The sequence below is a fragment of the Sulfurimonas sp. C5 genome (assembly GCF_029872055.1).
In the GTDB taxonomy this organism is placed as follows: Bacteria; Campylobacterota; Campylobacteria; order Campylobacterales; family Sulfurimonadaceae; genus Sulfurimonas.
Genome location: NZ_JARXNQ010000001.1, coordinates 106,072 through 128,569 on the forward strand (window position 1 = coordinate 106,072; position 22,498 = coordinate 128,569).

General features: G+C 33.0%; 25 protein-coding genes. 5 read left to right on the top strand and 20 right to left on the bottom strand.

The window, feature by feature from the left end:
• Window positions 1-56 precede the first annotated feature (56 nt).
• Both P6N22_RS00500 and P6N22_RS00505 read right to left on the bottom strand, forming a co-directional pair.
• The gene (locus P6N22_RS00500) at window positions 57-1,322 is read right to left on the bottom strand and encodes an O-acetylhomoserine aminocarboxypropyltransferase/cysteine synthase family protein (protein WP_280329142.1); all 1,266 of its coding nucleotides are present in this window, start codon (window positions 1,320-1,322) and stop codon (window positions 57-59) included.
• 9 nt (window positions 1,323-1,331) lie between these two features.
• Window positions 1,332-1,778 (bottom strand): hypothetical protein, encoded by a 447-nt coding sequence (locus tag P6N22_RS00505; RefSeq protein WP_280329144.1) that lies wholly within the window; start codon window positions 1,776-1,778, stop codon window positions 1,332-1,334.
• A gap of 76 nt (window positions 1,779-1,854) precedes the next feature.
• On the opposite strand from P6N22_RS00505, the gene P6N22_RS00510 reads away from it, so the two are divergent.
• Window positions 1,855-2,565, top strand: coding sequence for a YebC/PmpR family DNA-binding transcriptional regulator (locus P6N22_RS00510; RefSeq protein ID WP_280329145.1), 711 nt, complete (start codon window positions 1,855-1,857; stop codon window positions 2,563-2,565).
• The gene (locus P6N22_RS00515) at window positions 2,565-3,137 is read left to right on the top strand and encodes a YigZ family protein (RefSeq protein ID WP_280329147.1); all 573 of its coding nucleotides are present in this window, start codon (window positions 2,565-2,567) and stop codon (window positions 3,135-3,137) included. Before P6N22_RS00510 ends, P6N22_RS00515 begins: the two co-directional genes overlap by 1 nt.
• Window positions 3,138-3,140: 3 nt before the next feature.
• Here P6N22_RS00515 and P6N22_RS00520 read toward each other — a convergent pair whose 3' ends face one another.
• The 18 genes from P6N22_RS00520 to P6N22_RS00605 form a co-directional block, all read right to left on the bottom strand.
• Window positions 3,141-4,388, bottom strand: coding sequence for a type II secretion system F family protein (locus P6N22_RS00520; RefSeq protein WP_280329150.1), 1,248 nt, complete (start codon window positions 4,386-4,388; stop codon window positions 3,141-3,143).
• Entirely contained in the window at window positions 4,385-6,121 is a 1,737-nt protein-coding gene (locus tag P6N22_RS00525; RefSeq protein ID WP_280329152.1) for a type II/IV secretion system protein, read from the bottom strand. The genes P6N22_RS00520 and P6N22_RS00525 overlap by 4 nt, the downstream gene beginning before the upstream one ends.
• A 12-nt stretch (window positions 6,122-6,133) precedes the next feature.
• Entirely contained in the window at window positions 6,134-6,676 is a 543-nt protein-coding gene (locus tag P6N22_RS00530; RefSeq protein WP_280329154.1) for a hypothetical protein, read from the bottom strand.
• The gene (locus P6N22_RS00535; protein WP_280329156.1) at window positions 6,673-7,509 is read right to left on the bottom strand and encodes a hypothetical protein; all 837 of its coding nucleotides are present in this window, start codon (window positions 7,507-7,509) and stop codon (window positions 6,673-6,675) included. Before P6N22_RS00535 ends, P6N22_RS00530 begins: the two co-directional genes overlap by 4 nt.
• On the bottom strand, window positions 7,502-8,311 hold the full coding sequence (locus P6N22_RS00540; protein ID WP_280329159.1) for an ATP-binding protein: 810 nt from the start codon (window positions 8,309-8,311) through the stop codon (window positions 7,502-7,504). Before P6N22_RS00540 ends, P6N22_RS00535 begins: the two co-directional genes overlap by 8 nt.
• Window positions 8,312-8,329: 18 nt before the next feature.
• Entirely contained in the window at window positions 8,330-9,985 is a 1,656-nt protein-coding gene (gene mshL, locus P6N22_RS00545) for a pilus (MSHA type) biogenesis protein MshL (RefSeq protein ID WP_280329161.1), read from the bottom strand.
• A 9-nt stretch (window positions 9,986-9,994) separates the two neighbouring features.
• Window positions 9,995-10,498, bottom strand: a complete 504-nt coding sequence (locus P6N22_RS00550) for a hypothetical protein (protein WP_280329163.1) — start codon at window positions 10,496-10,498, stop codon at window positions 9,995-9,997.
• The gene (gene pilO / locus P6N22_RS00555) at window positions 10,498-11,133 is read right to left on the bottom strand and encodes a type 4a pilus biogenesis protein PilO (protein WP_280329165.1); all 636 of its coding nucleotides are present in this window, start codon (window positions 11,131-11,133) and stop codon (window positions 10,498-10,500) included. Before pilO ends, P6N22_RS00550 begins: the two co-directional genes overlap by 1 nt.
• The gene (locus P6N22_RS00560; protein ID WP_280329166.1) at window positions 11,130-12,665 is read right to left on the bottom strand and encodes a hypothetical protein; all 1,536 of its coding nucleotides are present in this window, start codon (window positions 12,663-12,665) and stop codon (window positions 11,130-11,132) included. The genes pilO and P6N22_RS00560 overlap by 4 nt, the downstream gene beginning before the upstream one ends.
• A gap of 11 nt (window positions 12,666-12,676) precedes the next feature.
• Window positions 12,677-13,966, bottom strand: coding sequence for a M99 family carboxypeptidase catalytic domain-containing protein (locus P6N22_RS00565; protein ID WP_280329167.1), 1,290 nt, complete (start codon window positions 13,964-13,966; stop codon window positions 12,677-12,679).
• Window positions 13,967-14,938, bottom strand: a complete 972-nt coding sequence (locus P6N22_RS00570) for a L,D-transpeptidase family protein (protein WP_280330459.1) — start codon at window positions 14,936-14,938, stop codon at window positions 13,967-13,969. It abuts the gene before it with no gap.
• A 1-nt stretch (window position 14,939) separates the two neighbouring features.
• On the bottom strand, window positions 14,940-15,824 hold the full coding sequence (gene era / locus P6N22_RS00575; protein WP_280329169.1) for a GTPase Era: 885 nt from the start codon (window positions 15,822-15,824) through the stop codon (window positions 14,940-14,942).
• A 9-nt stretch (window positions 15,825-15,833) separates the two neighbouring features.
• On the bottom strand, window positions 15,834-17,168 hold the full coding sequence (hslU, locus tag P6N22_RS00580) for an HslU--HslV peptidase ATPase subunit (protein WP_280329171.1): 1,335 nt from the start codon (window positions 17,166-17,168) through the stop codon (window positions 15,834-15,836).
• Complete coding sequence (gene hslV, locus P6N22_RS00585) at window positions 17,168-17,710, bottom strand: ATP-dependent protease subunit HslV (protein ID WP_280329173.1); 543 nt, start codon at window positions 17,708-17,710, stop codon at window positions 17,168-17,170. Before hslV ends, hslU begins: the two co-directional genes overlap by 1 nt.
• Before the next feature lie 7 nt (window positions 17,711-17,717).
• Window positions 17,718-18,164: a 50S ribosomal protein L9 gene (gene rplI, locus P6N22_RS00590; RefSeq protein ID WP_280329175.1), complete on the bottom strand. Its 447-nt coding sequence runs from the start codon at window positions 18,162-18,164 to the stop codon at window positions 17,718-17,720.
• 4 nt (window positions 18,165-18,168) lie between these two features.
• On the bottom strand, window positions 18,169-18,900 hold the full coding sequence (locus tag P6N22_RS00595; RefSeq protein ID WP_280329177.1) for a ferredoxin-thioredoxin reductase catalytic domain-containing protein: 732 nt from the start codon (window positions 18,898-18,900) through the stop codon (window positions 18,169-18,171).
• Window positions 18,901-18,919: 19 nt separating this feature from the next.
• Window positions 18,920-20,149, bottom strand: a complete 1,230-nt coding sequence (locus tag P6N22_RS00600) for an argininosuccinate synthase (RefSeq protein ID WP_280329180.1) — start codon at window positions 20,147-20,149, stop codon at window positions 18,920-18,922.
• A 127-nt stretch (window positions 20,150-20,276) separates the two neighbouring features.
• Window positions 20,277-20,642, bottom strand: coding sequence for a flagellar protein FlaG (locus P6N22_RS00605; protein WP_280329182.1), 366 nt, complete (start codon window positions 20,640-20,642; stop codon window positions 20,277-20,279).
• 108 nt (window positions 20,643-20,750) lie between these two features.
• On the opposite strand from P6N22_RS00605, the gene P6N22_RS00610 reads away from it, so the two are divergent.
• The 3 genes from P6N22_RS00610 to P6N22_RS00620 are packed head-to-tail and all read left to right on the top strand — an operon-like array spanning window position 20,751 to window position 22,467.
• Window positions 20,751-21,959, top strand: a complete 1,209-nt coding sequence (locus tag P6N22_RS00610) for an MFS transporter (protein ID WP_280329184.1) — start codon at window positions 20,751-20,753, stop codon at window positions 21,957-21,959.
• Complete coding sequence (locus P6N22_RS00615; RefSeq protein WP_280329185.1) at window positions 21,956-22,201, top strand: hypothetical protein; 246 nt, start codon at window positions 21,956-21,958, stop codon at window positions 22,199-22,201. The genes P6N22_RS00610 and P6N22_RS00615 overlap by 4 nt, the downstream gene beginning before the upstream one ends.
• Complete coding sequence (locus P6N22_RS00620) at window positions 22,198-22,467, top strand: hypothetical protein (protein ID WP_280329187.1); 270 nt, start codon at window positions 22,198-22,200, stop codon at window positions 22,465-22,467. Before P6N22_RS00615 ends, P6N22_RS00620 begins: the two co-directional genes overlap by 4 nt.
• Window positions 22,468-22,498: the final 31 nt, after the last annotated feature.

Sequence of the window (22,498 nt, forward strand, 5' to 3'; positions counted from 1 at the left end):
TGCGCTCTTTAAAATTGTTTTTGTAATTCTAGCAAAAGTCACTTAAGGATACCTCATTAAGCATCTAAAGCTTGTTTCATATCTGCAATCAGATCATCTGCACATTCAAGTCCGCAGCTTATACGGATAAGTCCTGATGGTACGCCACACGCTTCTAGTTCTTCTTCATTAAGCTGTTGGTGTGTAGTTGAAGCAGGGTGTGTAATAATTGACTTGCTGTCTCCAATATTTACAACAAGTGAGTAAAGCTCTGTTGCATTTACAATTTTTTCAGCTTCTTCCAAAGAGTCCACTTCAAAACTAAGAAGACCGCTAGAAAGTCCGTTTTTAAAATATTTTTGTGCCATTGCATAGTTAGGATTACTTGGAAGTCCTGGATAGTTTACTTTTTTTACTTTTGGGTGAGACTCTAAAAATTCTGCAAGCTTTTGTGCATTGTTAGAGTGCTCCTTCATTCTGATAGCCAGAGTTTCAATCCCTTGAATAAACAGCCAAGAGTTAAAAGGTGAAACAACAGCACCTAGATCACGTAAAAGAGAGAGTCTTGCACGAAGTGTAAAAGGCGGCAGTCCAACTTCTGTATATACAAGCCCGTGATACGATTCATCTGGTTCATTGAAATGTGCATAACGAGGGTTGTTTTTTAGTTTTTCAACAATGTTTTCTCTTTCAACTAATATACCGCCAATTGCCAAACCTTGACCTGTAGTATATTTTGAAGCACTGTGAACTACTACATCTACACCAAGTTTTAAAGGGTTACATAAAATAGGAGTTGCTACCGTATTGTCAACTACTGTTAAAATATTGTGTTTGTTGGCAATCGCTACAATTGCTTCAATATCGGCAACATCAATACTTGGATTTGTAAGAGATTCAAAAAAGATTACTTTTGTTTTTTCATCAACTAAAGCTTCAATTTCAGAAGGATTATGTACGTTATAAAAACGAGCTTCAATACCAAAACGTTTAAGTGTATGAGCAGTTTGCGTTAAACTCCCACCATAAAGTTGTTTTGCACAAACAATGTTGTCTCCTGCTTCAGCTGCATTTGCAAAAGCGTAAAAAATTGCACTCATACCACTCGAAGTTGCAAGTGCTGCAGCACCCCCTTCAAGTTCTGCAAAACGTTTTTCAAATACGTCTGTTGTAGGGTTATTAAGTCTTGTATAAATGTTCCCTAGTTCTTTTAAAGCAAACAGGTTTGCAGCGTGTTCAACATCACGAAATTCATATGCAGTTGTTTGATAGATAGGAACCGCCATAGTCCCTTGAGAGTCTTTTTCATATCCTGCATGGAGAGCTTTTGTTTGTATATCCATAAATATCCTTTAATTGTTTTCTGTATATTCGTTTTTTAATTTACTAAGAAATTCAAGAATTCTCTCTTGATAGTCTATAGTTTCTTCATCTTTTGTCAGTAAAACTAATGGTTTGAGTAGTTTCATATCTATTTTATTGGCATATCGAGGAACTATTTTTAACTCCTGCTGGATATGTAAAACTAGTTTGTCAATATCTAAACCATTGTCTGTTACAACTTTTTCAACAATCTCTTTAGTGTTAAGCATTAAGAGGTTCGCTCTGTTTTCATCATTGTTATATATATCCATTGCCATCTCTTTGACAAGAATATAGCTTTCTTCAGGCGGATTGTCATTAGCTGCAATCATAAGTGCAAAGACTTTTGCCCGGAATTCTAAAGAACCGTGATGATGTACAAATAACTCTCTAAAAGCATTAAAAAAGCGATATTTTAATTTAAAAGCAAAATTCATCTATATTCCTTAGGTGATATTATACATTGAAATGATATAATTCCAAAAAAAATTGGATTTAAAAGAAAGGAAAAACATGGGTAGAGCCTTTGAATATAGAAAAGCATCAAAACTAAAGCGCTGGGGAGCAATGTCAAAATTATTCCCGAAACTTGGAAAAGTTATCACGATGGCAGCGAAAGAGGGTGGCCCTGATCCCGATCTAAATCCAAAACTGCGTACGGCTATTTTAAATGCAAAAGCTGAAAATATGCCAAAAGACAATATTGACGCGGCAATCAAACGTGCAACTGCAAAAGATCTTGCAGATATGAAAGAGGTAAACTTTGAAGGTAAAGCTCCTCATGGTGTTTTAATCTTCATTGAATGTGCTACTGATAACAATACAAGAACAGTTGCTAACGTAAAATCTATTTTAAACAAAAACAACGGTGAGATGTTAACAAACGGTTCATTGGAGTTTATGTTCTCACGTAAAGCAATTTTTGAATTTGTATTGAAAGAAGATATGGATTTAGAAGAGTTAGAACTAGAACTTATTGATGCAGGTTTAGAAGAGATTGAAGCAGAAGAGGGTGTTGTACTCGCAACAGCTGACTATACAAGTTTTGGTACAATGAACGAAGCATTAGAAGGTATGGGTGTAGAGATGACAAAAGCAACTCTGGAGAGAATGGCAAATACACCGGTTGAACTTACAGAAGAGCAACAAGCTGATATCGATAAAATCTTAGAAAGATTAGAAGATGATGAAGATGTTCAAAAGGTTTATACAAATATAGCGTAATGCAGTATATTCAAGAACATTTTACTTCTACATTAGAGGTGAAGCAATCTAAGTTTATTGCTCACCTTGTCCCTTACAAACTTTATGAAACTACATTAGAACAACTCAAAATTGAACATCCTAAAGCCAGACATTTTGTTACTGCATACCGATATTTGAATGAATATGATCAAATAGTTGAACATTCAAGTGACGACGGTGAACCAAAGGGAACTTCAGGAAAACCTTCATTAATGGTTCTTCAAGGACAGGAGTTAATCAATATAGCAGTCATTATCGTAAGATATTTTGGCGGAACAAAATTAGGTACTGGTGGTTTAGTACGTGCTTACAGTGATGCCGTAAATCAAGTATTAGATGATGCAAAGCTTTTTGAATATGAAAAAGAATTTATAAAAAAAGTTTCTGTTGATTATGCAGATGTAAGATTATTAGAATATGAATGTGAAACACTTGGAGTGAAAATAGTTGATAAAGAATTTACTACACATGTAGTGTATACTTTAAAATCTACAAAAGAGAGTTTAGAAACTCTCTTTAATAAACTAGAACGTGTAATAAAAGAGTTGTAAGAACTAATGCATTCCTTGAACTGCATTTCCCATATCCCACATTGGTAGGAAAATACCAAGAGCAAGTAAAATAACCATACCTGCAATCATAAATAACATGATAGGTTCAATTGCTTCACTAAGACCGTCGATGATAGCATCAAAACGCATTTTGTAGTAATCCGCTACTTTTTTGACCATAGTATCTAAAGTACCACTATCTTCACCGGCACGAACCATCTGTATAATCATATTTTCAAAAAGGCCAGTTTCTTCAAGACCTTTATTAAGTGCTCCACCTTTTTCAACAGTAGCTCTTACAGAAAGCAATTTTTGTTTCAGTGGCAGGTTGTCAATCATACTAATTGATGTATCCAATGCTTCTGCAATTGGAATTCCGGCACGAACAAGCTCAGAAAAAACAAGAGTGAATCTACTAAGTGTTGAAAACATAATAAGGTTTTTAATCAGATATGTTCTTAGTAGAAATTTATGCCATTTGAATCGTATGTGTTCATAATTATTAATCATATATTTAAAAATAATTAGTGCAATAAATAGACCAAGTAATACATAAGGGCCATAATTATTAAAAATATGTTCAAGAGTTAATAATATCTTTGTCGGTAATGGAAGATCTGCATGAAGTTTTTCAAACATCTCTTTAAATTTAGGAACAACATAGGTAATTAAAATTGTAAAGGCGATGGCCATTGCAATCATAACGTTTCTTGGATAGGCCATAGCTTTTTTAAATTTTACTACGTTTGAGCGAATTTCCTCAAGCATATCTGCTAAGGCATAAAGAGCTTCATCCAAGTTACCTGTTTTCTCACCTAGTTGTACCATTGCTATTGTAAGATTACCAACTTCAAAACGGAAGTTTTGCATAGAATTTGATAATGATTGTCCTGAGTTGATATCATCTGCAACTTTTGAAAAAACAGTTTCAAGTGCTTGGTCTAATGTTGCATTGGCAATTTCAGTTAACGAATCATGAATAGAAATACCTGCATTGGTCATAACTGCTAACTGACGTATAGCTGCTATTAAAGAATCTGGTTTTATTTTCTTTTTTCTGTAGTTTTTAAGAAAATCAGCTTTTAACCTTTTGATTTTATCTTCAAAAGGTTCTTCAGCTTCTGCAATTTTAATAATAATACCGGTAAATTTCAGTTTAGCATAATTCATCGCTTCTTTTTTATCTTCAGCATATAAACCTACTAATTCTTTTTTACCGTGTTTTAAGACTGTTGCTTCAAAATATTTCATTCTTTTGCCACCTTTAAAACTTCTTCAATACTAGTGATTCCATCAATAGCTTTTTGAATACCGTTTTGGAATATATTTACAAAGCCTTCTTTTTGTGCTTGTTCAAGTATAGCATCTTTTGATGCACCTTTTGCAATAAGTGTAGAAATTTCTTCAGAAACAGGTAATACTTCACAGATCATTTCTCTACCCATATAACCTGTTCCACCACACTCTTTACATCCTTTTCCTTTAAAAAAGCGTATTCCTTCTGGAACTGCACCATTAATCTCTTCCAAAACTGATGCCGATAATTCATCTTCTATTTTACAATGAATACATATCTTTCTAACTAATCTTTGTGCCTGGATAGCAACTAAAGCACCACTAATAAGATAGTGTTCAATTCCCATATCTGCCATACGAGGAATAGCACTGATAGCATCATTAGTATGGAGAGTTGAAATAACTAAGTGACCCGTTAATGCAGCTTTTACTGCAATTTCAAGTGTCTCTTGATCACGAATCTCACCAATCATGATTTTATCGGGGTCTTGACGAAGAATAGAACGGAGAGCATCTGCAAAGCTAAGGCCAACTTTTGGGTTGACTTGAACTTGCTGAATTAAGTTCATTCTATACTCAACAGGGTCTTCAACTGTAATAACTTTATCTTCTACATTTCTTAGTTCATTTAATGCACCGTAAAGTGTAGTAGTTTTACCAGAACCTGTAGGACCAGTTACTAAGATAATTCCATAAGGGGCTTTAAGTGCTTTAATCAGTTTACTATAACTGACTTGGTCCATGCCGGCTTCTTCAAGTTTTACAAGTGCTTTTTGTTTGTCTAAAACCCTCATTACAATTGATTCACCGTATAGAATCGGTAATGTAGAGATACGGAAATCATATTCTCTAGCTCCAACACTTGTAGAAAAACGGCCATCTTGAGGTTTACGTTTTTCTGCAATATCTAGGTTAGATAACAGTTTTAGGCGAGATGCTAATGGTGGATAAATATCTTTTTCAAAGATAAACATCTCAGAAAGTCTTCCATCGACACGACCACGAACAACACAGTTTTTTTCTGTAGGTTCAACATGAATATCACTTGCACGTCCATTAATACATGTTTTCAAGATAACATCAATAAGTTGTAAAATAGAAGATGCCTCTTGTTGTTCTTCCAAAGATGTAATAGAATTTAATTCATCACGAATCTTTTTTACAAGACCTTTAACACTGTCTTTAAGACCAATTTTATATAAATAAGAAGAAATTTGTTTTTTTGTAGCAAGAGCAATTTTTACTACTTTTCTTGGAAAAAGCCTTTGTAATGCTTCTTGAGCTTCAATGTTTAGAGGGTCATTTATAGCAATAGTTACACTCATATCATCATGAGAGATAGGTATTGCATTGTGCTTTTGTAATTGATTAAGTGGGACTTGTTCTGTAAGGTTATAGTCCATGTCTATTGAATCAAGGTCAACGAACATGAGGTCTAGTTCATGAGCTAGTTTTTCTATAACTATACTTTCTTGAATATAGTCATAATTATCTATAATAGAAAGATCATACACACCATCACGTACTTGCTGGACAATAAATCTTACAAGCCTATCCATAGTCATAAAACCGGAGAGTGTAATGTCTCTAAGAACAAGGTTCTCACTGACACCTTTTGCAAGGAGTCTGTCAACCTGTCCCTTCATAATAGAGCCGTTGGCTAATAAGTCTGTTGTTATTCTATCCATCTAAATTACCAATTACCAATATATATGTCGTTTAATTAACATAGTATCATAATATTCTTCAATTACCATTTTTGAAATTTTATAATCTTTCTCTAGATAGAGTTTATATGAGACTTTATTATTACTTGGATCATCAAAAATATAAAGTGTTCTTTTTTCATGTTTACCTAGCTTTGCATAAAATTCAAATACTTTAGATAACACATAATCGGTAGTTGGAAGATTAAACTTAGATAGGTCATTATCATCCAAAAGAGCATGGTATAAAAGCTTTTTTTGCATGAATATTACAGAAAAATATGCAGAATTCGCGCGAGCTTCAGGAGAAAGTTTCAGCATAGCTATGGGCAAAGCTAATCTATCTATATAATCTGCTTTTAAACATGAAAAAGCATATAAGGAGAGATACTCCTCATCTTTAGTATGTCTGGAAAACTTCTCAAAACCTAAATTACAGGCATCTTCATACTTTTTATTTTGATATAAATTTAAAATATCTTGTTTTACATTACTATATAAATTTATTGCTAGAAAAAAAATAATAAAAATTTTCATTGAAACTTCCCTGTTGTAATATCATCTAAAAGTAGTTCAGCATTATTTGAATGAGAAAACTTTATATATTCACGTAATGCTTTTTTTGCTAACTCAGGTTTGCCCAGTTTTACAAGTGATCTTGAGAAAATCAACCAACTGTCTTCATTTTCTTTATCTAGCTGATTTGTAACAAGTGCATAATTATACGATTTTGAGTAATCTTCAAGAGCATAATATTGTTTCGCTAAAAAAAGACTAAGCGCAGGACTATTGTTCTTTTTGAACCTTGTTTCAGCATCTCTAATATCCTGTAAGCTTGTTTTTTTGGCAATAACAATTTTTTTACTTGGTGCAGCTTTTTCCTCAATTTCTACATCTTCGGTAGTAACAGTTTGTTTAGCCGTAGGTTTCTGTTTTACCTTTGGTGGGTTGGCAGCTGTTGCATAAGATGTATTAAAAGTCTCTTCTTCTGGAGTATTACTATAGTATCCATCAGAAGACTCTTGAATTTTTTTCATAAAGTCTAAAGATGGTTTTAATACAACTTTATTATCTTGCTGAGGTGCTTCAAAAGACACTGATTGCGTATCTATAACATTTGAAATCATAGGCGTTGATTGTTGTTTTTCTTCTTGCTTTGTAGAAGTTACTACTGCTATTTTTGAAGTATTTTCTTCTACAGACTTTGGTTGTAGAATTCTTTGAGAAGAATTATCTTTATTAGCTGAAGAGATGTAAAAAGATACAGATGTAATTATTACAATTAAACTAAGTGTAATAATGGCATGTGGCAAAAAAGATTTGACTTTATATTTAAGCCATCTTCTTTCTAAGTCCCTTGTATTAAGCATTAATGAGTCCTGTATGTATCGCAGCCATTTCAATTAGTTTATTTGAAATTTGATCTGTTTTAATTTCGTAAAGTTGATTGTTTTTTTCATAAGTAGCTAAAATATCAAATAGAGAATAAAGCAGCTTATTAGTGTCTCTATAATTTCCATTCGTTAAAGAATGGATTCTTTTAACAGACTTTTGTGTAAATAAATTAGCACTATCAAAACAATTGGCTTTCATGAGTTTTTTTTGAATATATATTTTTAGTTCTAAACTTGATGCATTTTCTAGTTCAATTGTCTCCCAAATTCTTGTTTGAAAATGCTCTTTAGCAATAAGATCTTCTTTTTCTGTTTTATGTAAAGTTATAACAAATTTAATTGTTCTACTATCAGAAAGGAGTCTGATTTTTTCCATAAGTGTTTCAGAATAAAGCTGTGCTTCATCTAGTAAAACTACAGGAACATGTTCAAGCTCTTTGGAACCGACAATTTTCATAAACTGTGTAAAATTCAATTCACCGTTATATTTTGTATCAAAGATATCTTGAGCCAAAGTTTTGTAAAATTCACTTTCATCAATAATAGGGGTTTGATATAAATAGATGTGGTGTGTTTCTAATAGATCTCTATAAATTTTTGTCAAAAACATACTCTTACCTGTACCCGGCTTTCCAAAAAGAAGAATCATTTTAAGAGGTTTTTTTATAGAGTCTTTCAACGATTGATAAATCGTTGAAACTCTGTCAAGTTGAATATAATCATTTGCATTGACAGTATCTAAAAATACACTTTTAGATTTTATATAGATACTACTCATATATATTACTACCTAGTTTTATTTATCATCATTTGATGAAGTTTCTTTAACTTTAGTAGTAGCTTTATCAATTTGATTTCTTGGAGCTGTTAATAGATCATTACTTAGACCTTCATACCCTAGATCTGATAAAGATAGATTAGCTTTATCTTTATGAATAATATGCGGTTCAATAATGATAACTAACTCTTGTACCTCTTTAACATCTTCTTCATATTTAAAAAGATAGTTAAGTACTGGGATGTCTCCTAAAAGAGGTACTTTGTTGGAATCAACAGAATTTTTAGTATTAATTAGTCCCCCAAGAATAATTCTATTGCCATCTTTTACTGTTACAACAGAAGAGAGTTGACGACGTGTTAAGTCAGGTGGCATATCTCTACCTGTATTACTAGTACCTGTTATATCTTGTGTTGTTTCTGAAAGTGAAGGATTGATTTTTAATGTAATAGTATTGTCATTTGCAATTTCTGGTGTAATTGTTAAAAGTACACCTGCAAATACAGACTGGACAGTATCACTTTGGGTAGTTGCAGCAACGCCACCACCTGTTCCTTGTTGATTAGTTGCAGATTTGATTTTATAAAAAAATTCAGTACCTGCTGTAATAAGTGCAGGCTGATTATTTAGTGTTAAGACCTTAGGGTTTGAAATAGATGTAACATCACCTTGCGTTTTCAGAAATTTAATTACCTCTTTAAGCGTACCACCAGCTTTTACACTCATTAAATGCGCAGCACCGTTAGCCCCTCCAGCGGCGATAGCAGTTTCTGTAACATCAATATTTGTTCCGTCTGTACTATCCCATTTAGTAACATTATTATTATCTAAGTAATGTACACCAAGCTCCACATTTTGAAGTGCGTAAAGTTGCTTCCAATCAATACCGGTAGTTTTACCTTCTTTCATTGTTACAGCTAAGAGTTGAACATCTATAAGAACTTGCAGTTGTACTTTTTCCTGAAGTCTTTTTAGATAATTTTCAAAACGCTTCATCTGTTTATTTGTTGCAGTTACAGTAATTAAACCAGCATTTTTATTAATTATTGGGTGAGATGCTTCATATTTATCACTAGGGCTGTTGAGAACTTTTACAAATTCTTCATCTAATTGATCCCAAAATTTTACTTCATCAGTACTTTCTATTTTAATACCCGTATCAGAAGTTGCAGATGTTGTTGATGAACCAGCTATAGGTTGACCGTCTGGCCCGATCGCTGTTGTCGTTGTTCCACTACTACTTGAACCACTTGTATTTTGAGTACCAGAAGAAGAACTTAAAGTAATATCAGTACTTCCCGTACTTTTTCTTTGTGATAAGATATAGTCTATGTTATAGACCTTAGTTGTTAAATAAGAGATTTTTAATAAATTATTCTCAAGTGTATAAGAGAGGTTGTTTTCATTGAGAATAATATTAAGAACTTCATCAATAGTCAAATTCTTTAGATTTGTCTTATTGAGTTTTGTCTCTAAAAACTTTTCTGCATAAGGATCTGTTACAACGATACTAAATCCACATTCATCACTTAATTGATCAATAAAATCAATAATTTTCGTATTTTTAGCAGAACTAATACTAAAAAGTTCATAAGAACAATCAGCAAAACTACTTGTTGATACTACTGCAGTTAATAAAGCTGCGCAAATTGATGTTTTTATATGTTTCTTCATATCCAATCCCTAATTGTTATTAAATTTTAAACTTTTATGTTTAGTTTTTGTAGATAGTACAATAGTAGTTTGACCTCTTTTTAAAACAACCATCTTGTTATCTACTTTTTCTAGCTTATAGCTATATACATTTTGTCCCTCTTTATACCATTTACCATCAATAAGTGCTGACTTATTAATAATTGCCTCGAGTGAAAGCTTACCTTTTTTCTTTTCTGTGTCTTTTGCACTTTTAGTTGTTGAAGACACTTTAATTTTAGAAGGTGCTCTATATGAGCGAGGCATAGCACCTTTTTTCTTGTCATCTTCTTTTATTATAAAGATAAAAGGATCTTTGGCAGATACAAGATAAGAGTTTTTTGCTCCAACACGAGCTGGTTTAATTGCAGCAACTTGTTCATCAACCCATGAAAGCTCACTCGCTTTACTATTAGAAGTAGTAGAAACAGTAGCAGCGATCAATCCAGTTGATACAAACAATGATGTTATGATTGCATATTGTAAAGTTTTCATTAGTATGTAATCCCCCAAACTGATATATTTAAATCTGAAGAGATTTTTTTATCTTTCGCCTCGACATTGAAGTCATGAAGATCTACAACTAGTTCACTTTGCTCTAATGCATTGATAAACTGCAGGGTATTAGTAAATCTTCCCGTCGATTCTACAGATATATCTAATACGTGACCAAAAGATTGATCTTTTTTTGCATGCTTGTTTATAAAAGTTTGAACTTTCATATTATATCTTTGAGCATGTGTCGCAATTGAATCTATATATTCACCCCAGCTTCTTTCATCATAGATTAGAGCTGAAATAGTTTCAATTTTACTTTTAATATATGCATTGTTCTCTTTTGTAAGAGCGATTTTTTGATTAATAGTCTTAATCTCATTATTTAAATTTGTAATTACAGATTCAGGATTATTCTGTAAATAAACTTTATCAACATTGATTTTATTTTGTAAAGCTACAACATTCGCTCTAGTTTTTTCAAAGCCAGCAAAAGAACTGTCCCAAAATAAAAGGTAAGAGAAAGCAAAGATACCAACAACAATCATTACATAGATTAGTTGAGTGTCTTTTTTAGACTTATCTTTAAACGCCGTATCTATTTTATGTAAATAATCTTCTATATTTATCTTCATGGCAGTTTCACCTTAAGTTCACTAAGATACATTTTAGAAGAATCATCTAACATAATTTTTTCAAGTTCAAAAGTATATTTTCCTTCATAAACTTTTGTCAGGTGTTCAACTAATTCTGTAGTTTGTCTATCTCTTTTTGATGCTAAATAAATAGTGAGAACTTTTTTATCTTTAGTTTCTTCACTATAAGAAGTTCTTGTTGCTTTCACATCATATTTAGACATCTCTTTTGCAAAAAGAGCAAGTAACTTAGCTTTCATCGGATAATCGACTTTTACTTGATGAATTTTAATCAGAGTGTTTTTCTTATCATTATACTCTGTTTCTTCTTTTGTTAAAAGTTGCATCGATTTGTCTTTATCAGCTAGTCTATTCTTAATTGTAGCTTCTCTTGTAACTCTTGTATTATGAAGTTCTTTATATTTCTGTTGTAAAAGATCTTCCTGTAAAGCTTGTGCATATGTTAAAACCCAATAAGTTATAGGATAAGCAAATGCTAAAGCAAGAGAAGCTGCAATTACTGTGATGAGACGTCCACTATCTCTTTCAATAAAGCGAGGAGGGCGTCTATAGTCTGTAAAGTTACATCTATATTTGTTTTCATTAGAAAGGTTTGAGTATAAATGCATCAATGCATGAAGCTGATCAACATATTCATTATTCTCAAATCCATAGTCAAAGTTAAACTGACTAGATGGTATATTTAACTCTGCTTCAATCATTTCATGAAGTTCTGTAACAGTTTGTGTTTGCGAACCAATATAGATATGATCGATTTTGTCAATTTCAAAAGCTCTTTTTGTATACGTTAATATGTCATTAATATTTGCAAAAAGTTCTTTATAAAGTTTGATAATGTAGCTTTTATACTCACTATCAGTTTCTTTGAGGTTTGTTTGCGTAAAGAAGTTTAAGAATTCATGATAATCAATTCTTTCTCCGTAAAGTTCACAAAACCTTTCATGCATATCTATAAAAGAGTATTTAATAGATTTTGTATAGAGAAAATCTTTCTCTGAATAGAGTGTTAAGAATGCGTCGTTTTCTTGAAAATAAATATAACAATGTACACCTGAACCGTCAATTATCTCTTTTGTATATAAAGATTTAATTAATAATGGAACAGGGATGATAACATCTATATATTTGATTTTATCTACAACCGGCGAGAAAGTGTTTGTAACATCTAGCGGATCAACTATAAATACATGGAAGTGTCTGTTTTCTTCGTCAAGATTATTAAAAGATTCTATATATTGTATTTTGTATTCAACAGCTTGGTCAAGAGCAAGCTCATCATACGCTTTATTACTTAGAGCATCGAATACATCTTCTTCTGGAATATTTTTACTTATTTCAATTTGAGCAGTAATAAACTCTTTTGTATTTAAGTAAGAAATAACCAGTTGTTCTTTTGAGAACTCTGGAGATTTTTCTTCGCTAATAAAGCTTGAAATACCTTTAAAATAGTTTTCTTTATATGGATTAACCGATAATACACTTGAGAAAGAGCGTTGTTCTGATTTACTCATAAACTATAATCCTATTTAAACTGTACCAATATCATAGCACAGAATTCATCTTTTTTGTAAAATTCTATCCTATAAACTCTATTGTCTTGATCGATAGAATAAAATTTATTCATATCATCTTTTCTAATAGTTATGTTACTTTCATCCTCTGTGTTTTTGGATGAAAAGCCTATAACGTTTACACGATAACCTTTTATACTTAAAACTTTAAAATCGTCAGATACAAAAAATTTTGAAGCTTTCTTGATGGAAAATAGTTTTCCATCTATCTCGACTGCAAAATTTTCCGGGCTTTTCGGACAAATTTCAAAGTACTGAGGTTTAAGTTTAGTAACTAGGTTGTTACCGATATAAACCTCGTAAACCCCTTTAGACTCTTTGATTTTCCCTAAAGAATGGGAAAAACTAAAGTCGTTACTTTTTGATTTTATCGGAATAAACCTTAAAATTTTTTTTATATTGTTTAAATCTAGGAAAAAATTGCCATTTATGCTTAAAGTACCATAATTTCGCAGAACTTTTGTTATCTCTTTTTCATTGAGTTCAAAGTCTCTACTATATTTAATACCCATTATTTTCATATACTCTTCAATAGCTAAGAGTTGATAAAAAACTTTTTGTGCCAGTGAAGAGAGATTTTTACTTGTTTCAATTGCAAAAGCAGGTTTGTTATGGGTAACCGCAAAATATGTTAGTGAGAGCTGCATAGCTTCATCTTCATATTTTGTTTTTGTGTTTTTCACATCAAACTTGTGGTGTTTAGCCAAAAGTCTTTGGTTGATATTTTTTTTGACATTAACGGCAATGTCGTTCAAGTTTCCAAAAGTTTGGTTTTGCTTGAGTTGGCATTGGTCAATAACACATGTCTGTCCCCATGCATTTGGGTTAAAAATACTTCCTTTATTCTCTTTTCTGTAAAATCCATGTCCATCATGTAAGTTTACAACTAACGAAACATTGGGTGATAATATAATTTGTTTGATCTCATCCACAATCTTTTTATCTTGATCATTTGGTTTAATAAAAGAGAATTTCCTGTTCATATCCCCGTGAATTCCGCGTTCGTTTCTGAGGATGCTTTCTTGATTTAAATTAGGGATAATCCATAAGTTCTTAGAAGTTATTTGATAGTGTGTTGCCAGTAACGAAGCTGCGAAATACCCTCCCGGCTCATTTCCGTGAATTCCACCGATTACTAAAAGTGTTGTATTTGAATCCGGATTTTCTTTTTTTATAAGTTGGATATTTGAAGCGAATAATAGTGAGTAGCCAAAGAGACAGATTAAAAATAGTTGTTTCATCTATCTCTCTGTAATAATAGAGATCCCGTTATTTTGGAATTTCACAATTAAAGTTTTGTCCCCAATAAAAGAAAAAGAATCTGATTTATAGTTTTCTTTAAAAGTGATCTTATAAATATTTTGAGTATCAGGATATGGTAATACATTAATATTTGTAAAGATAATTGTTTTATCTTCTTTTTTATTAAAAATACGTGTTTTATAAGTTGTGAATTGTTCTATATCCATACCGTCAAAACGTTTAAAACTCTGATCGTAAAAACTGAGATACTTTTCTAGATCGTTATAGATCCATGCATATCTCCACTTATATAAATCAGATAAAATGTGTGCAAGAGCCTCTTTTGGAACATCAGTTTTTACATCTGCTTCATCAATGAGAAGAACTGTTTTAGAGATGTCTATGTGTTTGTCTAAACATTCAATACTTGGATTATTGATCGCAATACAACCTTTTGTAAATTCATCTCTTTCTTGATTAAGAGGTAAACCGTGAATCCATATTCCTTGACCTGTTTTATGGCGATATTGATCATAAACGTTAGGATAAGATGTTACAAAAGCTAAAGGACCGTAGAAAGGATCTACTTTAGCTATCTTTTGTGTAAGTTCATAAATTCCAATAGGTGTTTTGAGATCTCCTTCTCTTACTTTATCACCTTTCTCTTTTCCAGTAAATGCACTATACTCTTTCATGAGCTGATATTTTGAAGTGTTTTTGTCTTTGATGTAAATACAAAGTTTTGATTTTTCTTTGTTGCATGCCAATACATTACAGTAAGATTCAAGATAACCGAACTTTGTATCTTTGTTTTTTAAAAAATCTGTCCAGTATTCTTTAGTAGTCAATTCTTTGTCAAGTTGTTTTTGAAGTGAATCTATGCCGTTAACTCTATAACTTGTCAGTATGTCAATACTAGAAGCAGAAATATTAATAGTAAGTGTGAATAGAAAAAAAAGTTTCAAAATCATATTATTTTTCATCATCATAACCTATCTCTTTTAAAAAGTTTTTATTTTTTGACCACCCTTTTTTTACAACAACTTGAAGGTTTAAGTATACTTGTTGGCCACTAAGTTTTTCTATTTTTTCACGTGCAGCTTTACCGATACGTTTAATTGCCGTACCGCCTTTACCTATAATGATCCCTTTTTGTGACTCTTTTTCTAAAATAATTGTTGCGTAAATTTTATCAATCCCTTCATTCTCATAAATTTTATCGATAATTACGTCTGATTCATAAGGTACTTCATCACTAATATTTTCAAAAATTGCTTCGCGGATAAACCCTGCATAAATATCACGTACAAGTTCACTTGTTAAATCTTCCGGATCGAAAAGATAAGGTGACTCAGGTAAATGTTTAGAAATAGTGTTAAGAAGATCTTCATGTCCCACTTTTCTTGGAATAGCAACAGGAATAAGAGCTTCGAATTTATCTGCATACTGGTTATATTGCGCAATCTTTTTAAAAAGCTTTTCTTGAGAAACTTGATCGATTTTACTCAGTGCCACAATATGTTTAATATTCTTTTTGTTTAATGTTAAGAATTTTTCATAGTGTTCTAAAGAATCTGTTACAGGTGCAAGGTATACAATAAGATCACAGTCTCCCATTGCTTTTAAAGCTTCATCAAGCATATATTGATTTAACATTTTCTCTTTTTCATGCAGACCTGGAGTGTCTATGAAAATAATTTGTGTGTCTCCATGCATTACAATAGCGTTAGAGCGTTTACGTGTAGCATTGGCTTTTTGGCTAACCATGGCAATTTTTTCACCCAGAAGGGAATTCATTAGGGTACTTTTACCCGCATTAGGTCTACCTATAAGTGAAACGAAACCTGCTTTTGTCATACAGCTCCTTTAGAGAATGTAACGGGAAAGATCATCATCTTCTACGACAATGTCTAGTTTTTCATGTACGAGTTCACTTGTAATTCTGAACTCTTTACCTTTATACTCATCTGCTTCAAAACTAATATCTTCCAAAATTCTTTCTAATACAGTGTGAAGACGACGAGCACCAATATCTTCAGCAGTTTCATTCGCACGATGTGAAAGCTGTGCAATTGCTCTGATAGCATCATCTTCAAAAATTAGTTCCATCTCTTCAACACCTAAGAGTGCTTGATACTGTTTTAATAAAGAGTTTTCAGTTTGTGTAAGGATCTGATAAAGTGTTTCTTCATCTAAACTTTCTAACTCAACTCTCAGAGGAAATCTTCCTTGAAGTTCAGGAATAAGATCACTTGGCTTACTTACGTGAAAGGCACCTGCTGCAATAAATAAAATGTGATCTGTCTGGATTGTTCCGTGTTTTGTAGAAACCGAGCTTCCTTCAACAATCGGAAGAAGGTCACGTTGTACACCCTCTTTAGACGGATCGTTTCTTCCTTGAGATTTTTCGTTTAAAGCAATTTTATCAATCTCATCTAGAAAAATAATGCCACCATTTTCTGCACGTCTGAGAGCTTCAGCATTTACGGCGTTCATATCAAGAAGTTTTGCACTTGCTTCTTGACGAAGCAGTACTTTTGCATCTTTGACTTTGAGCTCTTTTTTATTTTCCTCTTTATTGATAGATGTAAAAAGTTTTGTAATAGATTCCTGCGCTTTAATCATTTCCGGAGGAAGATTAGTATCTGCAAATTCTACTTGCAGTGAAGCTGTATCAAGTTCAATTTCAATTGTTTTTTCATCCATTTCACCTGAATCAACTCTTTTTTCCATCGCCTCAAGAAGTCTTTGGTAGTCATCTTTTTTTGATTCGCTGGCATCTTTAGGAAGAGGCGGTAAAAGTTTTTCAACAATACGGTTAATCACGTAGTTGTCAATCTTTTCTCTATTCTCAGTTTCTAGTTCTTCTTTAACAATTGAAATAGAGTTTACAACTAAATCTCTTATCATAGATTCAACATCACGTCCAACAAATCCTACTTCTGTATACTTAGAAGCTTCCACTTTGATGAAAGGAACTTTCATCATTTTTGCTAGACGGCGAGAAATCTCAGTTTTTCCTACACCTGTTGAACCGATCATAAGAATGTTTTTCGGTTTGATCTCTTGACGCATTACATCATCAAGTTGCATTCTTCTGTATCTTGTACGAAGTGCCAAAGCAATAGTTTTTTTTGCGTTTTTCTGACCAATAACGTATTTGTCAAGATATTCGACAATCTGTTTAGGAGTCATATCCATTATTTATTATCCTCTAAAATGAGTGTTTTAATATTGTGGTTTGTATAGATACAAAGATCAGCAGCAATAGATAAAGACTCTTTTACTAAAGTCTCTTCATCAAGATCAGCATGTTTTTTTAATGCACGTGCCGCAGAGATAGCATAGTTTCCACCGCTGCCGATAGAAGCGATCTCTCCGTCTTCAGGCTCAACTACATCACCGTTTCCGGTTAAAATAAAAATATGTTCGTTATTTAAAACGATCATCATCGCTTCTAAACGTCTTAAAACTTTGTCTTTTCTCCAAGCTTTAGAGAACTCTATTACGGATTTTAAAATATCCCCTTTTTTATTCTCTAAGAACTCTTCAAACATGTCAAAAAGATTAAAAGCATCGGCAGTACTTCCTGCAAAACCTGCAAGAATTTTTCCATGGTGCAGTGTACGGATTTTTGTAGCATTCCCTTTTAGAACACTGTCCCCGAATGTCACCTGACCGTCACCACCGATAACAGCTTTATTTTTCCCTTTATAGGCAAGTATTGTAGTTGCGTCAAACATGAATTCTCTATTCTCCCTGAACGTCTACGTGAAGTGTAGCATGAATACCGTGACCGAGTTTTAGATCAAGTGAATGCTCACCAATTGTTTTGATCGCAGTTTTGTCTGTAATATGTTTTTTGTCGATCTCTACAGAGTGTTGTTCTGATAAAGCTTGAGCAATTTCATCTTTAGTTACAGACCCGAAAAGGTGACCATTTTCACCTATTTTTTTCGTAATTACAATTTCTGCTTTATCAAGTTTTGCAGCCATCTCTTTTAGTGTTGCGATCTCAGCAGCTTCTTCAGCAGCTAGTCTTTTTTGTTCAGCATCGTGCTCAGCTAACACTTCAGGAGTTGCAGGTTTAGCAAAACCTTTCCCGATAAGGAAGTTTTTACCGTAACCATCTTTAACTTCTTTAATTTCACCAGCTTTGCCTAAACTTTTTACGTCCTTGATAAGTAATACTTTCATTCGACTATCTTTCAATCTCACCAGGGTAAGAAACAATACCATGAGTTAAATTAGAGATTTTTGTATAACCCATATCTGCTAAAATTCTAGCAACGTGAGCAGAACGGCTTCCAACATGACAATATACTAAGATGTTTTCATCTTTTGCAAGTCCTGCTTGGTCTAAAGTTTGGAAAAAGCTACTTGTAGGCACTAATTTGTCTGCACCTTTAATGTGACCCATTTGCCATTCCATATGCTCACGAACATCAACAATTGTAAAATCTACCATACCAAGAGAACGAGCTTCTAAAAGAGCTACCAGTTCATCACCATCTAATTCACTTTTGTTTACTAATGCTTCACACTCTTCTTGTGTCAAGCCTCTTGAATGTGTGTGGGCAGCTTCCTCCATACCCATTTCAATTCTTTGTTGTGCTGCAAATTCTGGCGTACAGAAAATTCCACAGTGACATTTCCCTTCATCTGGGATTTCATGCTCAATTGCAGGTTTACATGGACAGATTCTGTCATCAACACTTCTTGCTTTTCCGTCTACTTCTTCAACCATAAAACAAGGACAGAATCTTTTTCCGTACATCATTTTATTACGTGCAAGACCCATTTGCACACCTTCGTTTACTTCCTCTTGAGGGTTGTAAACCCAACCAAATTGAGCATTTACTTTATCTGTAAATTTAACTGTTTTCTCCATCTCAGCAATAAATTCAGGAGAATTCATATCGATTTTAATCATAACTTTCCTTTTTTAAGTTTTATCTAGCTTTACCAGCAATCATAAAGCGAAGTGCATTCAGACGAATGAAACCTTCCGCATCTTTTTGGTTATAAACATTGTCTGCTTCAAACGTTGAATGTGCTTCTGAGAATAAAGTTTTTGGAGAAGTTCTTCCAACAACCATTACATTCCCTTTGTAAAGTTTCAATCTTACCGTACCTTCAACGTGTTGTTGTGTATTGTCGATTAATGCTTGTAGTGCTTCACGCTCTGGAGAGAACCACATACCGTTGTAGATCAGTTTTGCGTATTTAGGCATAATCTCGTCTTTCAGGTGTGCAGCTTCACGATCTACTGTAATAGATTCGATAGCACGGTGAGCTTTTAACATGATTGTTCCACCCGGAGTTTCATAACATCCACGAGCTTTCATACCAACATATCTGTTTTCAACAATATCGATACGTCCGATACCGTGCTTGTTTCCATAATCATTTAATTTTTTAAGAAGTGTAGCAGGAGACATCTCTTCACCGTTTACTGAAATAGGATCACCGTTTTTATATCCGATAGTGATGTATTCTGGCTCATCTGGTGCATTTACAGGATCTGTAGTCCATAGCCACATTGAATCTTCAGGCTCTGCGTTTGGATCTTCAAGGTGAAGACCTTCATAAGAGATGTGAAGTAAATTTGCATCCATTGAATATGGACTGATTTTTGGATTTCCATTTTCATCAACGTGTTTTTGAGAAATTTCAATACCATGTTCTTTTGCATATGCTAAAAGTTTTTCACGAGAGTTTAGATCCCATTCTCTCCAAGGAGCGATTACAGTGATGTCAGGATTAAGTCCTAAATAACCAAGCTCAAAACGTACTTGATCGTTTCCTTTTCCTGTTGCACCATGGCTAACTGCATCAGCACCCATCTTCTCTGCAATTTCAATTTGTTTTTTTGCGATAAGAGGTCTTGCGATTGAAGTTCCTAAAAGATATTCACCTTCATAGATTGTATTTGCTCTGAACATCGGGAATACGAAGTCTTTTACAAATTCTTCTTTAATGTCTAGAATGAAAATATTTTCAGGTTTAATACCCATTTTAAGTGCTTTTTCACGAGCTGGTTCTACCTCTTCGCCTTGTCCAAGATCAGCTGTAAAAGTAATAACTTCTGCATTGTATTCATCTTGAAGCCATTTTAAAATAATACTTGTATCAAGCCCACCAGAGTAAGCTAAAACAACCTTGTTAACACTTTTTTTCATGTAAAAAACCTTTTTGGTGATAAAATAATTACGCAGATTGTATCGAATTGTAAGTGAGAATTTGCTTATAGCAAAAAAATATATGGAAAGGTTTAAGAAAATGCGAGGAGCAGGGGGAGAATAGTTTTCACCCCTTAGAGTCGAATAGAACCCCACTCACTTCTTGCATTTTTGGTAATAATTGTTGTGCTTTATCAGCTGGAAATCTTCTGATCATTTTATTTGTTTCAGATTCAATAACTGAAACATAAAAAATATCCTGTGAATCAACTCCAAATTTAATGTTTGTGCTAATTGGTCCCATCGCTTTATTTAGTTCTTGAACCAATTCTTGCATATCTTCTTTAGAAGTAATTCTCTTTACTGCCTGTGCTTGAGAAGTTTGTGCAGCTGTTTGTTGTAACTGAGTGTGTTGACTTTGTTCAACACTTCTTCCTTGAAAATCACCTACATGAGACTGTTGCTGTTTTGCAACATTAGCTATGCCATCCATGACCTACTCCTTGTGTTTACTAAAATAATTATCAATTATATCGACCATGAGAAAAAAATCTTTAATAAAATACAAAAAAATTTAACTATATTATGATAACCTTCGCTTATGAAACGATATTTACAACTTTTAAAACATGAGCCTCTTTTACGTCGTCTTTCATCCATTCAATTAATTTCTTACTTCGGCGCTTGGTTTAGTAATGTTGCTATTTATACCTTGCTGATTAAGATGGAAGTTGGTGCTGAAATTGTGTCGTTTGTGGCAATGCTTCACTTTTTAGCAGGTGTTGTTCAAGCACCTTTTTCAGGTGCACTTATAGATAAGCTGCAACCAAAAAAATTGATGTTAACATTAATTGTTGCAGAAATTATAGCGACTGCATGTTTGGTGTTTATTTCAACACATGATGATCTTTTATATTTATATCTATTAATATTTGTGAAAATGGCATCGGCATCATTTTACTTTACAACAGAGATGTCTTTACTGCCAAAAATTTTAGATCCAAAAGTATTACAAAAGGCAAACGAACTCCATTCAATCATTTGGTCATTTTCCTATACACTTGGAATGGCAGTAAGTGGTTATGTCGTATATATTTTTGGTATAAAAATAGCATTTTTACTTGATGCAGGACTATTCATTATCGCATTTTTTCTACTTTATACACTTAAACTAGATGTAGCTCCTATAGTAACTCAGGAAAAGCTTTTGGAGATGATGCAAGATACTTTCAGGTATATTAAAAAAACACCAAAAGCACTTCATTTGATGATAGTTCATGCTTTTGTGGGACTTACTGCTTTTGATGCACTTGTAGCATTAATGGTGGATAAATACTATGCTGGCATAATTGCGACTTCACTTGCTCTTGGACTGTTACATTCTGCCCGTGCAGTAGGCTTGGTTATAGGACCGGTGTTTTTAGGCAAGCTTTTAAATAATAAACGGCTTGTTTATATATTTTTTGCTCAGGCACTAGGTGTATTTTTATGGGCATATGTTATGCAGAATTTTTATTTGAGTTTGGCGGCAAGTGTTGTTGTCGGCTTTTTCACGACGACGCTCTGGTCTTATAGCTATACATTATTGCAGAAAAATATTGAAGAGAAATACTATGGTAGAATAGTGGCATATAACGATATGTTGTTTTTAAGTTCTGCTGCATTTACCTCTTATATGATTGGGTATTTAGCTGTTGCAGATTTTTCACTTGAAAAGATAACTACTATTATGGGAATAGGTTTTCTGATAGGCGGAGTGTATTATATGTTTGTTTTACGGACACAAAAAATTAAAGAGATTTCGCAATGAGTTTTGCAGTCCTTGGAGGAATTTTTCTCAACATCGGAGCATTCCTGACATTTCAAGGCAAAATTTTTCAAGCAGTTATAGTGTATCTATTTGCTGATCTTTGCTGGGTAATTATGGCTTATGAAAGAGATGATTTTTGGGGAATTGTCTCTATTACGATCGGAGTTGTTTTTGGACTTTTAGCATTTTACAAAATGAAAATAGGCGTACTCAAAAAAACATTAAAGAAGGAAGACAATTGATATACAAATCAAAAGAGGGTGATATAGATTTAACCAACTTGGTAAGACTTTATCCTGCAGTTGTTGTAGATATGCAAGGTGAAGTTGCCGAGATGAGTTTGGAATGGATAGAACTCTATAGTGACAAAGTCAAAATCGTACACTATGTACTTGTATTTGATTCAACTCAAAGAGGTGATGAAGAAAAAACAAGAGTAGTTTTGACATATGAAACAAAAGAAGAATTGATGCAAGAGATGCAAGAGGTAGCAAAATTATTCAATTAATTTCACAAGATACAAGAAAAGTTTTCGCTCT